The sequence below is a fragment of the Opitutaceae bacterium genome (genome assembly GCA_041395105.1).
Taxonomy (GTDB): Bacteria; Verrucomicrobiota; Verrucomicrobiia; order Opitutales; family Opitutaceae; genus B12-G4.
Genome location: JAWLBB010000001.1, coordinates 1,681,990 through 1,698,314, shown reverse-complemented (window position 1 = coordinate 1,698,314; position 16,325 = coordinate 1,681,990). Strand labels below are relative to the sequence as shown.

12 protein-coding genes and 1 tRNA gene are annotated in these 16,325 nt (G+C 61.4%); 4 read left to right on the top strand and 9 right to left on the bottom strand.

Annotated features, from left to right (window positions below; genetic code table 11):
- Window positions 1-675 precede the first annotated feature (675 nt).
- On the top strand, window positions 676-4,065 hold the full coding sequence (locus tag R3F07_06685) for a hypothetical protein (protein ID MEZ5276046.1): 3,390 nt from the start codon (window positions 676-678) through the stop codon (window positions 4,063-4,065).
- A gap of 329 nt (window positions 4,066-4,394) precedes the next feature.
- On the opposite strand, the gene R3F07_06680 is transcribed toward R3F07_06685, so the two are convergent.
- The 4 genes from R3F07_06680 to R3F07_06665 all read right to left on the bottom strand — a co-directional run bounded on the left by R3F07_06680 (window position 4,395) and on the right by R3F07_06665 (window position 6,487).
- Window positions 4,395-4,468: transfer RNA gene (locus R3F07_06680), tRNA-Gly, on the bottom strand.
- Window positions 4,469-4,565: 97 nt separating this feature from the next.
- Window positions 4,566-5,159, bottom strand: a complete 594-nt coding sequence (gene recR / locus R3F07_06675) for a recombination mediator RecR (protein MEZ5276045.1) — start codon at window positions 5,157-5,159, stop codon at window positions 4,566-4,568.
- A 28-nt stretch (window positions 5,160-5,187) separates the two neighbouring features.
- Window positions 5,188-5,496 (bottom strand): YbaB/EbfC family nucleoid-associated protein, encoded by a 309-nt coding sequence (locus R3F07_06670; GenBank protein MEZ5276044.1) that lies wholly within the window; start codon window positions 5,494-5,496, stop codon window positions 5,188-5,190.
- 79 nt (window positions 5,497-5,575) lie between these two features.
- The gene (locus tag R3F07_06665) at window positions 5,576-6,487 is read right to left on the bottom strand and encodes an NAD-dependent epimerase/dehydratase family protein (protein ID MEZ5276043.1); all 912 of its coding nucleotides are present in this window, start codon (window positions 6,485-6,487) and stop codon (window positions 5,576-5,578) included.
- A gap of 45 nt (window positions 6,488-6,532) precedes the next feature.
- On the opposite strand from R3F07_06665, the gene R3F07_06660 reads away from it, so the two are divergent.
- Complete coding sequence (locus R3F07_06660) at window positions 6,533-7,084, top strand: DJ-1/PfpI family protein (protein ID MEZ5276042.1); 552 nt, start codon at window positions 6,533-6,535, stop codon at window positions 7,082-7,084.
- 11 nt (window positions 7,085-7,095) lie between these two features.
- Window positions 7,096-8,484, top strand: a complete 1,389-nt coding sequence (locus tag R3F07_06655; protein ID MEZ5276041.1) for an NAD(P)/FAD-dependent oxidoreductase — start codon at window positions 7,096-7,098, stop codon at window positions 8,482-8,484.
- A gap of 19 nt (window positions 8,485-8,503) precedes the next feature.
- Here the strand turns inward: R3F07_06655 and hisA are convergent, their stop codons facing one another.
- On the bottom strand, window positions 8,504-9,232 hold the full coding sequence (gene hisA, locus R3F07_06650; protein MEZ5276040.1) for a 1-(5-phosphoribosyl)-5-[(5-phosphoribosylamino)methylideneamino]imidazole-4-carboxamide isomerase: 729 nt from the start codon (window positions 9,230-9,232) through the stop codon (window positions 8,504-8,506).
- Between the two features lie 85 nt (window positions 9,233-9,317).
- Here hisA and R3F07_06645 point away from each other — a divergent pair, with 85 nt between their 5' ends.
- Complete coding sequence (locus R3F07_06645; GenBank protein MEZ5276039.1) at window positions 9,318-10,391, top strand: M20/M25/M40 family metallo-hydrolase; 1,074 nt, start codon at window positions 9,318-9,320, stop codon at window positions 10,389-10,391.
- Window positions 10,392-10,524: 133 nt separating this feature from the next.
- Here R3F07_06645 and creD read toward each other — a convergent pair whose 3' ends face one another.
- The 4 genes from creD to R3F07_06625 all read right to left on the bottom strand — a co-directional run bounded on the left by creD (window position 10,525) and on the right by R3F07_06625 (window position 16,315).
- The gene (gene creD / locus R3F07_06640; GenBank protein MEZ5276038.1) at window positions 10,525-11,955 is read right to left on the bottom strand and encodes a cell envelope integrity protein CreD; all 1,431 of its coding nucleotides are present in this window, start codon (window positions 11,953-11,955) and stop codon (window positions 10,525-10,527) included.
- 65 nt (window positions 11,956-12,020) lie between these two features.
- On the bottom strand, window positions 12,021-13,460 hold the full coding sequence (creC, locus tag R3F07_06635) for a two-component system sensor histidine kinase CreC (GenBank protein ID MEZ5276037.1): 1,440 nt from the start codon (window positions 13,458-13,460) through the stop codon (window positions 12,021-12,023).
- Window positions 13,457-14,128, bottom strand: coding sequence for a two-component system response regulator CreB (creB, locus tag R3F07_06630; protein ID MEZ5276036.1), 672 nt, complete (start codon window positions 14,126-14,128; stop codon window positions 13,457-13,459). Before creB ends, creC begins: the two co-directional genes overlap by 4 nt.
- A gap of 153 nt (window positions 14,129-14,281) precedes the next feature.
- Window positions 14,282-16,315: a hypothetical protein gene (locus R3F07_06625; protein ID MEZ5276035.1), complete on the bottom strand. Its 2,034-nt coding sequence runs from the start codon at window positions 16,313-16,315 to the stop codon at window positions 14,282-14,284.
- Between the last annotated feature and the right edge of the window lie 10 nt (window positions 16,316-16,325).

Genomic DNA, 16,325 nt, shown 5'->3' with positions numbered 1-16,325 from the left:
AAGGAACCCAGAGGAGTCTGAAATCCGAGAACATCCTTCCCGATGCTGTGCTCTGGATCAGGCGGTTGATTGCCATGGCTAATCCGATCCGGAGCCCGCCCCTGCCCCTGCCTTCCACAGGCCCGTGTGGTGTCCGACCAATGGGCTCACCTAAGCGAATCATCACGAGGTCTTGGGCAAGGCGGTCGAGCGGGTGCAGGCCTGTCGGTCTTCGCCCGCTCGAGCAACGCTGGCCAAGGACTCTTAAGGGCCCACCATACTATCCCACACCATTTCCTGACTGGATGTCAGGCTGGACCCTTCTCTTCATTGCAGGAGGACACGATGACAATGACCAAGCAGACCATCGGGGGGCTTGCAATCGAAACAGGAATTTCAGAGAAAGGAGCAAGTCCCCGCGCTCGTCGAAAGCCGGAGTCAAAGGCAAGCCCCATCCTCATGGCATCCACCCAATCGACTCTTCTCGTGCCAGGAACGAAGGGGAGGCTCCGCAGGCCGTCTTGTTTTCGGTCAACAGCCGTTTCGGTGGTCTGCATCTTCGGTCTGCTGATCGGCGGCTGCAGACCCAGTCTCGAAAGCAACGAAGCAAAGGAACGGATTGCTGCCCTGCAAAGAGTGGACGATCCGGAAAAACTGCAATGGCACGCGCAGTTCGATCGTAGTTGGAATGTTCAGGTGGCTGCGATCAAACGGATCACGGACGAGGAGTTCCTGACCGATTTCGCTCTCGATCCCAAATACAAATACGACGAGCTCCGACTGGCTGCGATTGAGGGAATCAACGATCCACGCCTCCTGGCCAGAATCATCCTGGAATCGCGCTGGCCGGCCGTGCGGAACGCCGCTTTCGAGCGGCTGACGGACGATGAGCAACTGGCGGTTGTTGCCTCGACCCTTGCCGCGAAGCTGGAGAAACCCGAGGCCGATGATGCTCTCGATGACCTGTTTTCACGGACACTCACAAAGATCAGGAACCCGCAAACGCTCGAAAAGTTGGTCGCCACTTCGCCCACCGACCGATTGTGCGGGTTCGTTCTGAATGCCACCTCGGACCAGTCCCTTCTCAAGCAGATCGCCCTAAAAACAACGAACCCGGTGTTCCGCTACAGGGCGGTGGCACGGATTCAGGAGCCTGCGTTTCTCGAGGATCTCGCGGCAGACAATTCCGACTGGGGGCTCCGGCTGCTCGCCCTCGACCGCATCTCCAATCAGCCGCTTCTGGCCCGCTTCGCAACAGACGATCGATTGTGGATCATTCGTCGAACCTCACTCTTGCGGCTGAACGAACCTGATCTGCTTCTGGCCGTCGCCCTAAGAAGCAAGGACTACGACCTGGCCTGCGAGGCGACCGCCAGACTGACTCAAGAGCAGATCGACAAGGTTGCCGCCGACGCGGTCCAGTGGGGTGCACGCAAGTCAGCCACCGCCCGGTTGGAGGACGAAGACGCGCTCGCAGCCATCGCCCAAACCGATCACCATTGGGCCGTCCGGTCGGAAGCCGTTGACCGGATCCGCGATCCGGCTCTTCTCGAATCGATTGCGCTGAACTCCGCCCATTCGCCGGACCGCCTGCGGGCTCTCGCCAGGATCACCGATCCGGATCGGATCCGGCAAATTCTTCAGTCATCTGCACACGATGACATCAGACTGGCCGCGATTTCGATGTTGGGGGATCAAGAGGTCTTGACCGCGATTGCGCTGGAAGCGGATCGGCCCCCGATCAGCATCGCTGCGGTCGACCGGATCGACGATCCCGCCCGCCTCTCGACCATCGCGGATGACGCGACTGACCTGCGGGTTCGAACCCGGGCCAGGATCCTGCTGGTCGCACACCTTCCTCCGGACAGCGAGCAACGGGTCCTTTGGGCACAAGAGACGGAAGAGCCGGATCTGGCACGTGCGGCGATTCAACGACTCAACAATCAGGAGGTCCTGATTGATATCGCGAGAAGCGATGGTCCCGACGAAATCCGTGACCTCGCGATCTCGCGCATTACCGAAAGGGATGCGCTCCTTACGATGGCCTATTCACAGGGGCCAACCCATCACGAGAATGACAAACCAGTTTACGCTCGTTCGGAGACCGCCGGGATTCGCCTCGTGGAGCTGACTCCCCCGGACCAGATGGACCGTTTGATCTCCAGGTCGGCAAGTAGCGCGCTCATCGAGGCGGCGATCGATAAGATCGACGACCAGTCCGTAATTGAGAACCTTGCACTCAACGATTATATTCCCATCGCTTGGACCGCGGTCAAACACCTGAACGATGCGGCTGCACTTCAGCGGATTGCGCTCAACCCAGGCACAAGAGCCATGGGGACCGATGCTTGGGCGCGGCTTCGCTTGGCGAAGATTGCGAAGCCGGCGGAGGCCATCGAATTTCTCCTGCGCCTGGACGATTCCGGGGCACGTGGACGCTTTGCAGACGAGATCGAGGTCATCGACGTTCTCGCGGCCATTGTGCAGCACCCGGATCTCGATGACACGCGCCAGCGTGCTCGATGGCACTTGCTCAACCTCCTCGCGCGCAGGATTGGGTCCACGGAAGAGCTGGAGTTTGCCACCGCCGTGGCGTCCGAGACCGGTCCTGCCGCCATTTTGCCCACCGACGATGAGGCAAACAGGGAACGTTGCCGGAGCATTCAATTCGAAGCAATGAAACGGATGCTCGCGCTGGAACCCAAACGGGTCCTCGAAATGGATCAGGAAACACTCATGCGCATCGTCTCCGAGCAAACCCAGGCGGAGGCACGCGCTGTCGCGGTCAAGTACCTGTCCGACTTCGCGACCGTCGAAAGAACGGCCCGTTACGATATTTCGGAAGACGTCCAGGCCGCCGCTCTTTCGCGGATACACGAGCAGACGTTTCTCGAGGAGAGAGTTGACTGGGCGCGCAGCGACAAGGTCCGGCTGGCGGCCACCATGAACCTCAGGAGTCCCCTGCCGCTTCTCCGGTTGGCGACTTCGGACCCGTCACCCGCCGTTCGGGAAGTCGCTCGAGATCTCGTTCTTCAGCCAACCCAACGCGCCCTGGGTCTGGCGGCGAATCCGATCATCAAAAAGGCCGGTGACGACGAACCCGAGATCCTCCCGGCGGCCGCGTCGCTCCCGCGCAGCCTCTACCTTCGATTGTATGCCGCATTCGCAAGTCCCGACGATGGGCTGTTGCAGGGAATGGCCAGAATCGAACCGTATGCCTATGCGCGCCGAAGGGTGGTAAGGTTGATCGACGACGAACGCTTCCTCTTTGCCCTCACACAACAGGACCCTTCGACGATAGTAGGTTTGGCCGCAATCGGGGCAATCAACGATCCCCTGCTGCTCACGGCGGGCGCAACCGACTCCGATCGAGCCGAGGTGCGAGGAGCCTTTGAAACGCGACTGCGGGGAGCCGCGAATGGCGACGAACTGGCGGCGTTCGAACTTCAGATCGAGTCGGCCAGAATCGCGGTTGCAGAGGAAATCGGGAGAATCGAAAACGACCTCTCACCAGAGTGGCACCTTGATGAGCTTGTCAACCTTGCCCTAGAATCGCCGTTGGACGTCATACGACTGGCCGCCGTCAACAGGATCCCGGACGATCGATCACTGGCCAGAGTTGTCCTCCACTCCCACGATCATGAAGTCCTCCGCATCGGGCTTCAATCAATCGACGACCAGGGGTTGCTCCAGCAGATCGCGGACAAAGCGGAAGAACAGTCGGCGCGCCATGCAGCGGCAATCCTCACCGGCAAGACCACCTGGGAGGAGCTGTTCGCCCAGGCAGCCTGGTTCTGGGCGCCGCCGGGAGCACTTCCGGCGGTGATCGCAGCGGAACGGCTCCTCCCACCGCAATCGGGGACAAGCGCTCTGCTGCGCGATGCCCTGCGCACCCTCATCAATCGCGCGGATGAAGCAACCGTTGCGATGTTGGAAGAAATCATTGATACGCGCGGCACCGTTGCCATCGCGGAGGATTTCTACAACTGCGGCCACCCTGATCTCAAGCGAAGCGCCTCGCTCTGGGCTGACAACCACGGGTACCGGTTCCAATATACCATCGGCAATCCGGAGGTCCGCTGGTGAGATAGCTCGTGCATCCTCACCCTTCGCCGGATTTGCAGCGCCCCACCAGATCTGCCCGAATTCGAACTCCCCAAAGGCTGGGGCTCCGGTCGCCCGGGTCTTCAGCAAGTCCGAATTCAACCTTTCACAGCGTCCGGACCAAGCGAAGGGTCCGTCAAGAAAAGATCAATAGGCTTCAGTCGACGAAATGGATGGTGCGGGCAGAGGGTTCCGAGGAACGAAGTGACGACACTCGAAGCGAAGCGGAGACATCGTTTCGATGACCGGCTCTTTCCTGATTCACAACGGAGAGCTCAGCCGGTCCAAACGGTCGCATTCCCCACTACTGGTGGTGCGGGCAGAGGGAATCGAACCCTCCTCTCAAGCTTGGGAAGCTCGCATACTACCGATGTACTATGCCCGCCCAGTGAAGGGGAATGGCCGAAGGTTTGCAGGTCCTCAGGTCTTTGACAAGCCCCGGATTGCGGTCCCGGAAAAACCCCGCCGAAGCAGCCCGCAGATCAGGAATAATGCCGCCGCGCCTCGAGCGCGTTCTTCAGGGTGACCGAGTCCGCATAGAGGACGCCGCCGCCGCTGGGCAGCCCGAAACCGATCCGGGTGACGTTGACCCCTCCAACCGCCAGGTGCTCCGTGATGTAGTGGCAGGTGGCCTCGCCTTCGATGTCGTTGCCCAGAGCCAGGATGAGTTCGCTGACCTCTCCCCCGGCCAGTCGCTCCCCCAGACTATCAAGGTTCAGCTGCTCCGGTCCGATCCCGTGAATCGGCGAGAGTTTGCCATGAAGCACATGATAGAGCCCCTGAAAACTCTCCGCCCGCTCGATTGCCACGAGGTCCGGAACCCCTTCCACCACGCAGATCACTTCCGAACGGCGTCGCGGATCCTGGCAGACCGTACATTCATTCTCCTCGGCCAGATTGCCGCACCGGGCGCATCGGTGGATCTTTCGACCCGCTTCCTCCAGTGAACCGACCAGGGCCGCCAACTCATCCGGCCGGCCGACCAGAAGGTGCACGGCGATACGTTCGGCCGATCGGTGACCGATCCCCGGCAACCGCTTCAAGCGCGCCACCAATGCGTCGAAAGCGCCAGCCATGGGTTATTTCGTCCTGAGAAAAAGAAACTCAGAACATGCCGGGCAGGCTCAGGCCGGCTGTGGCCTTGCCCATTTCGGCCTCGCTGACCGACTTGGCCTTGGCCGCGGCCTCCTTGATCGCGTCCAGGATGGTCTCCTCCACGAAAGACGCCTCCTCCTTGAGGAACTCCGGATCGAGCTTCAGGGCGCGAAACTCGCCCTGACCGCTGATCTTGACCGCGACGGCACCGCCGCCACTCGAAACGTCGATCTCCATCGCCGCCAGGGAAGCCTGAATGGCTTCCATCTGTTTCTGCATCTTCTGCGCCTGTTTGAGAAGTTTGCCTACACCTGCCATGATTTAACCCGTCTGTCTGAGATTGTTCCGTATTCCCTCTGAGGGGATCTGCAGAGGTTCGGTTCGGTTGAGTGGGGCGTCAAGGGAAACCCCTTCCAAGGATCGCCTCGTAGCCCGACCGAAAGTCTGGATACCGCGGTCGCCAGCCAGCAACTTCGCCGATTCGGCGAGCGCTGACAATCCGATCCGGGATCTCACGCACCCTTGAAGGTCGCGGTTCGGAAACGTGGACTGACAAATCGACCTTCAGGCCCAATTCCCGACACCGTTTCTCGATCCACTCCATCATCTCCCGCCGAGAGACCGGTTCACCACCGGACAGATTGAAGACTTGGGAGGGAATGGCCGCCGGTGCGCCCAGGCAGGCGAGGATGGCCTCAACCGCGTCGTCCCGGTGAATGATATTGAGCGGACGATCCGGTTCGTCCGCCCCTATTGTTTGCCCGGCCAGGACCCGATCCAACAATTGGTGCCTCTCGGGACCATAGAGTCCGGCCAGGCGCAGGATGAACCATCGATCAAAAGCCGAGGACTCTCTTGCCAGCTCTTCGGTCTGGAAAAGGATGCGACTCCGCTCGCTATCGGGCTCGGGCACGGTCGCCTCGTCGACCATGCCGTCCGCCCGGCCATAAACCCCCGTGCTGCTGGTATAGACAAAAACACCGGGAGCCCCGCCCTTCGCCCATTCAAGTATCGACGCCATCCCCTCGAGATAGGATTGCCGGTAGCCTTCATCCGTCCGATCCGCGGAACCCACACAGTTGACCACGTATTCGGGGGAGGCGGGAACGTCCCCGTGCCAGCTGTCATCCTGCAGCCGGCCTTCGACCACGGACACATCCAGCTTCCGCAGGTCCGCCGCCGTCCCGGGGTTTCGGGTGACGACGGTCACGGTCAGCCCCAGCTCACGGGCACGCACCGCCAGCGCCCGCCCCAGGTAGCCGCAGCCGAAGATGATCAGTTTTCCAGGAGCAGGAAGCGAATGCGACACGCAGAAAAACTTGAGATGACCCCTTATCAAGTCAAATGATGTCCCATGACAAAAACGGCACTCATTATTGTGGGAAACGGAGTGGAGGAACTCGAGGCGGTCGCCCCGATTGACGTGCTGCGCCGGGCCGGAATCCAGGTGACCGTCGCCTCCATCACCGACAGCCGACGCCTGACCGGTCGCAACGGCATCGTTCTTGAGGCGGACATGCTCCTGTCCGAGGTTTCCGGCAGCTTTGACGCGATCGTCATTCCCGGCGGCCCGGGGGTGAAGGAGGTGCGGGCTGAGAGCAGGGTCATTGAGCTTCTCAAGACACAGGCGGAGTCCGGCCGACTGGTCGCTGCCATCTGTGCGGCTCCCACGGTCCTGCTCGATGCCGGCTTGCTCACCGGCCGCCGCTACACCGCTCACTTCGGCGTGGCCGATGAGTTGCCGGAGATCATCGAGGATGCGCCGGTCGTGATCGACGGCAATATCGTGACCTCTCGCGGTGCGGGCACCGCCCTCGACTTCGGCCTGACCCTGGTGGAGTTGCTCGAGTCCGAATTCACCGCGGATCAGGTGGCCACCTCCATCTGCGTTCCGGACCTCATCTAGAAGACTGAACCATGACCAGACACTACGATTTCATCGCCATCGGCGGCGGAAGCGCAGGCTATAATGGCGCCCGCGCCGCCTGCGAATATGCCGCCAGTGTCGCCGTAATTGACGGTGCTCCCGAACTGGGCGGACTCTGCATTCTTCGCGGCTGCATGCCGTCCAAGACCCTCCTCCACGTGGCCGAGGTTCTCCACCAGGCCCAGAAGGGAGAGCGCCTCGGCCTGAGGATTCCCTCGGCCATGCCCGACATGAAGCGGGTTGCGGAACGCAAGCGCCGCATCATCGGAGAATTCGCCGACTACCGGGCGCGGCAGATCAACGGCGGGAAATACGATGTCTATCGGGCCTATGCACGCTTTGTCGGCCCGAATGAAATCCAACTCTCCGACGGGCAGCACCTGACGGCCGACCGGTTCCTCATCGGCACCGGATCGGTGGTCAGCACCCCGCCGGTTCCCGGTTTGCGGGATTCCAAGGCCTGGACCAGCGACGATGTCCTGGACCTCGATTTCGTTCCCGAGAGCGTCATCGTCCTCGGAGGCGGAATCGTCGCCGCCGAGTTGTCCCAGTTTCTCGTCCGGATGGGTTCACGGGTCACCCTGATCCAGCGCAGCCCTCATATCCTCAGTCACCACTCCGCGGAATCGGCATCCGTCATCGAGACCGCCCTGCGCGACGACGGCATCGAACTGCTCACCGGAACCCAGTTGAAGGAAATCGGATTTGACGGCAGTGAATACACGGTGCGCTTCACCGAGGCCGGTCAACCGAGGGTCCGCCGCGCCCTTCATCTCTTCAATGCCCTGGGTCGCGAGCCCAATACCAGGGGACTGAACCTCGAAGCGGCCGGTGTCGACCTCCTGGACGGCGGCCAGATCCGGACCAACCCCTGCCAACAGACCAGCGTCCCGCACATCTATGCGGCCGGCGATTGCGCCGGACCCAACGAGATCGTCCATATCGCGATCGCCCAGGCGGAAATCGCGGTCAGGCATGCCTTTGGAAAGGCGGTGGAACCGGTCGACTACAGCAAACAGATCGACATTGTCTTCACCGACCCCCCATTGGCCTGCGTCGGCCTGAAGGCGACCGAACTCGACGCGCAGGGGATCGACTACATCAGCGCGAGTTATCCTTTCGATGACCACGGCAAGTCCATCCTGATGGAAGCCAGATACGGCTACGTGAAGGTCCTGGCGGACCGCAACTACGGTCGCATCCTCGGTGCGGAAATCGTCGGCAGGGACGCCGGGGAGCTGATCCACATCTTCGGACCGGTCATCGTCATGAACGGGACCGCCGCCGACATGCTGAAGGCCCCCTGGTACCACCCCACCCTCGCCGAAATCATCACCTACCCGCTCGAGGAAATCGTCGAACAGGTCGGCGGGATCTGAACCGGCCGATCGGCCACGGTCAGTGACCCGTCACGCGGATGGCCTCGGCCAGGTCGAGTTTCTTTTCGTAGAGGGCTTTGCCGGTAATGACACCGACGAGATTTTCGTAACGCTCGGCCAACGCGGCCAGGTTCTCAATATCCAAGATTTTGCTGACCCCTCCCGACGCAATAACCCCGCAGGAAACCGTCGCCAGCAGGGTTTCGAGCGCGTCGAAATTGGGTCCGGTCATCATGCCGTCGGTGGCGATGTCGGTGTAGATGAGCGTCGAGACACCTGCATCAACCATCCGCAACGCCAGATCCACCGCAATCTGGCTCGTCTCCTCGACCCAGCCGCGGACGGCCACGAAGCCATCCCTCGCATCGATGCCCACCGCGACCCTGTCCCCAAAAAGAGCCACCACCCTCCGGACAAATGCTTCATCCTCGCTGGCACGCGTCCCCAGGACGATCCGCGATACACCCGCCTCGAGAATCCGGCCAACCATCGCTTCGTCACGGATGCCACCGCCGAGCTGCACCTTGACTCCGGCATGGAGAATGCGCTCCACGCCAAGCCAGTTTTTCGGTTCGCCGGAGAAAGCCCCGTCCAGATCCACACAATGGATCCACTCCGCCCCGACTTCCGCAAACCGATGCGCCACCCTTCCCGGGTCCTCTTCGTAGGTGGTCGCCGCTTCCGCCCGCCCCTGTTCGAGCCGGACACAGCGGCCGCCCTTCAGGTCGATAGCCGGATAAATGATCATCCCATACTTCCGCAGAACCGGGCGATGAGGTGAAGGAAAAAAAGATGATCTTCCCTCCGCACCGGGCCACTGCCATAAAGGACCCATGCGCAAATCGACCGAAAAAGCCCCGGAATTCCTCGTCCAGCTTCTCAATGCCCGAAGCCCCTCCGGCTACGAGGCCGAGGCCCAGGCCGTCTTTGACCGCCATGTATCACCCTCGGCCGAACTCTACGAGAAGGACACGATGGGCAATCGCATCGCCTCGGTGAACCTGAAAGGAGACCCCGTCCTCATGCTGGCCGGTCACTACGATGAACTCGGACTGATCATCCGGCACGTCAGCAAGAAGGGATTCCTTTACTTCGACACGATCGGCGGTCACGACCGGATCATCATTCCCGGACGACGGGTCCGCATCTGCACCCGCAACGGCCTGATCAACGGCGTCACCGGCAAACGCGCCGTTCACCTGCTCGATGCCGATGAGCGCAGGAAGGTTCCCCAGATTCACGAGATGTGGATCGATATCGGCGCCGCCGACCGGAAGGACGCCCTCAACCGGGTTTCCATCGGCGATGTGGCGACTTACGACCACGATTTCGAGCTCCTCCACGGGTCGAAGATCACCGCCCGGGCCATCGACAACAAGGCCGGCGCCTACGTAATCGGAGAAACCCTCATACGACTGGCCAAGGTGCAGAAGGCGCTCAGGGCCCGGGTGGTCTCGGTGGCCACGGCCCAGGAGGAAATCGGCGTCCGCGGAGCCACCGTCACCGCTTATTCCGTCAAACCCCACGTCGCCGTGGCAGTCGATGTCGCCCACGCCACTGATCATCCGGACTGCGATCACCGCCGGTTCGGCGAATTCAACCTGGGCGGCGGACCGATGATCTGCCGGGGAGCCAACATCAACCCGTGGGTCTTCGACCGTCTGCTGGCCTGCGCGGAGAAGGAGAAAATCCCGATCCAGATCGAGGCGGATCCGCGGGCAACAGGCACCGATGCCCGCGCCATCCAGATCAGCCGGGGCGGCGTGGCCACCGGCCTTGTCTCCATCCCCCTACGCTACATGCACACCCCGAGTGAAATCTGCGATCTCAACGACGTCGAAAACTGTGTCCGACTCCTCGTCGCCTTCGCCCTGTCCCTGAAAAAGGGCGAATACGGCATCTGGTAACCCGGACCATCGAGCCGGCAACCACCGCCGCCGTCGCCATTGCGTTCCGGGCTGCTGAATCGCAGGTGTCCGTCACGGTGGACATGAGTGCGCACGCCCCTCAGACAGATCGCGCCCTTCGGATCCAGGCCAATCAAGGCCGGTTCGCCCCGCTCACTGGACGAGGACCCTCCGGATGCGCCGCACCGGAGTTCTCCAGGCCATACCAGTCGATCCGGCGGGTGACGAACATCACAAGCGAGAGCGCGGCGAAGAGCGCGACCGTTCCCGCGAGGAGGGCAAAATCTTCCAATCGCAGGACAATATAGAGACATAGGTAGGTGGCACCGAGCCCGGTCGCCACGTAGATGCTCCGTCCACCGCCACGCAGGACACTGATGGTGTACAGCGTAATCATCGTGATGCAGGCCAGCGCCGAAAGAAGATAGGCCACGCCTTGACCGAGAATCTCCCCAAGGGAGAGAAAGCCCAGGTAGAAGAGGCAGAGCGCCGCGCCGACGAGCAGGTACTGAAACGGATGTACCCGCACACGAGCGACAACCTCGAAGAGGAAAAACACCGTAAAGATGAGGACGAAGAATAGAACACCGTATTTCAAGGAACGCTCGACCGTCCGGTAGGCATCTATCGGTGTGATCAGGTCCACCCCGAAGGAAGACCGGCCAAGCGCATGCCAATTGGACAGGTTCGCCTCGGAACGGTCCGTCCATGACTGGGGGAACGGTCGTCCGAATGACGATACTCCCCAACCGGCCGAGAACCCGGCATCCGTGATCTTCCGCTGGGCAGGCAGACTTGAACCGCGAAATCCGGGAGTCGGCCAATTCCCCGAAAGCACCACCGTGTTCTCCGCTGCCATGGGCACAAACGACAATCCGCCGCTGCCCCGGAAGGCGAGTTCAATCTCGAAGACGAGTTCGCCGTCGGGCATCTTTTCCCCGATTGGCGCGGAAATCCCCAGACCCATCTTCTCGAGACCGCTGTCAGGCGAGAAAGTACCGGCAACTCCGTTCATCACTAGGCCGGGAGGTTCGGAGATACCCCGAAGGTCCGACAGACCGAAGACAAGGCGTGCCCTGCCCCAATCCAACCTGCAGTCCGATTCGGCAAGCGCCGGATCGGCCGGATTGAAACTTCCGGTCAACGAAAGCGTGCTCTGATAGACCGCCGTCTCGAAAATACCGCGGTATCGAATCGACGTCTCCACCAAGCCATCGACCTTGAGCGAGGCCGGAAGCAGGAAAAGGCTTCCTTCCACTTCAATGGGATTCCCGCTTCGGTGCACGACTCCATCCACCACAAGGCGGCTCTCCGCCGACTCGGTCCAGATCACGGGGATGGCCAGGAGCGGCCCGGTAACCGTCTGGTTACCTCCCCATGCCTCCGCAATCGAGGCGACCGCGCGGTCCCGGTAGGCCCGACGCTCACTCAACGTTCCCCGCACCAACATGAGCGGAACGTGCAGGAGAAGGATCAGGGTGACGATTGTGGCGCTCTTGAGGATTACGCGGAAGCGCGCACCTTTCGCCTTCTTAAGGGGGGGAGACGGCGGCTTGATTTCCATGGGGTCAAGTCTACCCCATCCCTGTGAATCGTTGATGCGGGCCGGATGAAGAATCGGTGAAGAAATCAACGCTTTGGATCCAGCGGCAGAACAAGACGGGCCACCGCCCCGGCCGGCTCACGGTTTCGAAGCGTCACCACGCCTCCATGCAGCTTGGCGATCTCGGACACCAGGCTCAATCCCAGACCCGAACTGCGGTCCCCTCCTCCGGGCCGCGGCAATGAGAAAAATCGATCAAAGACCCGCTCGAGAGCGTAATCCGGCAACCCGGGGCCTTCATCAAGAATATCCACCACGGCATCGCCACCTTCCCGCCTCAAGTGCAGTTCAATCCGACTGCCGGCAGGACCGAAATCAAGGCTGTTCGACAGAAGATTGCCGATCGCCTCACCCAGCAGAAGCCGATCGCCGACCACGGTGAGGCCCGGAACCAGATCTTCGATCACACGGATGCCGCGAGCATTGAAATCCGGCCGCCGCTCGTCGACTGATTCCCGGATGACAGACTCAAGATCCACCGGAGCAGCCGGTCCCAATTCCTGGCGCGACTCGAGGTCCGCCAAGGGAAGCATCCGATCCACGGTCCGCCGGATCCGCTCCGTCCCTTCAAGGATCTGCTCGAGAAAGACCTCCCGATCCGGCTCGGTCATGGGCTCCTTCAACAACTCGGCCGCTCCGCGAATCGCAGTCAACGGGGTCTTGATCGCGTGGGTCAGCGTCTGCAGGGTCCGGGCCACATACTGACGCCCGTCCAGCGCCTCCCGCATTTCGTCAAAGGCCCGGCCAAGTCCGCTCAGGGTTTTTCCCGGCAGGACCGGAGGGGTGGCCTTGCGTCCGTCGCGCACTCTTCGGGCATACGCAGTGAGTTTCTCGAGGGGAGTGACCACCCAGCCGGCCACGAGAAGCAGGAGCGCCAAGAGGACGAACCCACCGATGATGGCTCCCCAGATGATCTTCCGACGCGCCGTCGCAACGAATACAGACACGCTTGAAGTCGGCTTTCCTACCGTGAGGACTCCGGCAATCTTTCCGTCCACGCGGACCGGTGATGCCACATAAAGAACCACCGTAGCCGGATCATCCGGGTCATCCCGGGTGGCCCTTGCACCGTAGGCACCCTGAAGCGTTCGATGGACATCATTCCAACGCGAGAAGTCCGCCCCGACCCAATCCCTTCGTTCGGAATGGTAGAGGACCCTACCGTTCTCGTCGGTCAGATAGAATCGGAGCCCGAGTGACTCCTTCCGAAACCCGAAGATGTCGGCATTCAGGCCTCGGGCCACCGCCCGATCGACGGTCTCAGCCAGCGAGTGATCACTCACCGAACCCTCGCGCGTCGTGACCTCCACCAGCGAGGCCAGGAGTGCCGAGGTGTCGACCAACGACTCCTCGATACCTTCGAGGTAGCGCGGTTCGATCTCATGCAGAGCCTGCCGGATGAGCACGTAGCCTCCAACCGTGTATACGGCAAGAAGAACCAGGATCAGGCGAAGTCGAAGACTCATTCCGGCGCCCTCAAGGCATATCCGAAGCCCCTTCGTGTCTCGATCGGATCAGCCTCCGGTTCAACTGCCCGAACCTTGGCCCGAATCGCCTTGATATGTGCGTCGACCGTCCGATCCATGCTCGCACCGGGATCTTCCCAGGCCAGTTGCATCAATTCCTCCCGGGAGAAGACCCGCCCCGGCCGGGCGACCAAGGCAACGACCAACCGATATTCACTCGGCGTTAAATCGAGGGGACGACCCGCATAGTGGATCCGGCGCCGATGTGCATCCACGTGAAATCCTCGGATCGACCCGGTGTCCTGATCTCCCGTGGTGCTGATCCTGCCACGCCGCAGAACCGCTCGCAGACGGGCCGTCAATTCGCGGGGACTGAAGGGCTTGGCCAGGTAGTCGTCAGCACCGATCTCGAGGCCGACTACGCGGTCGATTTCGCCGCCCCGAGCCGTCAGGAAGATGATTGGCAGGTCGCTCAGCTGTCGGATCTGCCGACAAAGCTCGAAGCCATCGATGTCGGGCAGGCCCACGTCCAGGATGACCACTTCGAATGACTGCTCAACCAGGAGGCGCATCGCCTCCATTCCGGTAGCCGCCCAGACCGACACGAAGCCCTCCGTGCGCAGCGCATAGGCAACCGTGTCTGCGATCGACCGCTCGTCCTCGACCAAAAGTATTCTCCGACCGACTGAAGCCACCAACCACTGATGGGCCGCACTTCCAACGAACGCAAGACCCGGTCTGCTCGCGCCAATTTGGGGACCATTGTGTCCATCGCGGCTCTCGTCACTTCGCAGAATTCAAGGGGCCGACCGGAGGTCGCGTCAGGGAGGTCCTATCCGGGGCGAGGCAACATCGGGTGGATGGGAAGCGGATCGGGTCGGTGTCGTTTCCGATTCGTCATAGGTGTTTCCGCCCGGAAGCTGCCGATACCAGAAGCCATAGACTCCCAGTCCGGAGACCACCAGGATGCCAAGGGTGACGCCCAGGGCGGTCCAGTTGTGGATGACCAGGAGCAACGCCGCCATGTAAAGGCTGACCTGCCAGGTCAGGGTGAAGGGTAACGCGAGCAGATCATAACGATGCTCCTTCTCCATCTTCCGACGGTCCGAGAGTCCCAGTGTCTTCTTCAGAGGGGCCCAGAAGCCGAAAGGACGGGTCTTCAGATAAAACGCCGTCAGGGTGGCGCGATCGGTCGGCCGGCTCAGGAGCGTGCCCAGGACTGTTCCCAGGGCGCCCACCGCCAATACGATGACAAACCCCCATAATTCATGCACATCCCGGAACCAGACTCTCTGGATCAGGGCTGCGGCCAGCCCCGAAATGGTGCCGATCCCGTAACCGGTCCCGTTGAAGCGCCACCAGTAGAATCGAAGAACCGTGGGCGCGAGGAGACCGGTGGTCAGCCCCATCACGATCCAGGCCCAGATGTCGTTTATGTTTCTGATGGTGGTCGCGAAGGCAAAACTGGCGGCCACCAGCAGAACAACGGTGGTCCAACTGGCATAGATCAGTTCCCTGGTCGAGGCCCGCGGCCGCAGATACTTCTGATAGATGTCACGAACCACCACCCCCGTGGCCACGTTGATATTGCTGTCGAAAGTCGACATGGAAGCGGCGACGAGGGAAATGAAGAGCAGCCCCCGGAAACCCTGGGGTATCGCCAGTTTCAATACAGCTGCCAGAATCTGTTCGGCGTTCACCCCGCCGTCATAGTGCAGCAGCTTGACCTTTTCCGGAAAATTCGTCGCACCCAGCAATTGCTGTAGCGACTGGACCAATTCGGGGGCAAACCGGTCCGGATGGTAGGCCAGGCCCGACGTCAATGCCCCCCAGCCCGAAGCACCGACCATGGGATAGGCATCGCGGATCAGGAGGGACGCCCGGGGCAGCGCCTCAAGGTCGGGAAAAAGGTTCCCCACCAGGAGGACACCCATGGCGGCAACCCCCATCATCAGCGGCCAGCGAAACGCCAGAACACAGGCCCAGAGAAAAGACAGGGTGCCACACTCCCGATCGGACCGGGCGCCGAAATACTTGGGATCCGCGCCCACTCCCAACCCGCCGATCACATTGCGCAGCAGGTAGAACGCCGCGAAGAGAAGGAGATACTCGTAGGCCTTGTAGCCGTTGGGCATGGCGGTATGCCAGAGAGGCGCCGCATGCCCCCAGTCAGGGTTTCCGGTCACCCGGGCCGCCTCCCCCGAAATCATCTCGAAACTCTCGATCTGGCCGAATGCGCTCAGCGAGATATAGATCACCGCTGCGATGATGAACGAAGCCTGGAAGATGTCGGTGAAGATGACCCCATAGAAGCCCGAGACCATGGTATAGAGCGAGGCCACCCCGATCAACAGGAGGGCACAGACCATGGGGCTGAAAGGCAGGAACATCGAAAGGAACTGCCCCACTCCGTAGAAGAGGTAGGAGATCATCCCCAATGTGCCGAGGACGGTGGCCACCACGGCGCTCACCTGTGCGAAACGCCCGCCCCAGCCGTCGCCGAATCGGAAAATATTCCACTCCGCCACGGTCAGGCATCCGGACCGGCGATGCCATTTGCCCATCATGATCATCATGAACGGAAGCACCAGTCCCACTCCCCCCCGGAACTCGATGAAGAGTCCGAGCGGACCGAGCATGAAGAGAAAGGAGATAATGATCGCCGTCCCGGTCAGATCAAACCAGCTGGCGGTTCCCGATATTCCGATGGCCCACCAGGGAATCCTGCGGCCGCCGACCAGATAATCCTCCAGGCTGCCGGACGCCCGTTTCTTCAGGTAAAAAGCCATCCCGACCAGGGCCATCACGTAGAGGCCCATCAGGACGGTGTCGAAAATGCTGAAATAGTCGTTCAAGGACCCAGCC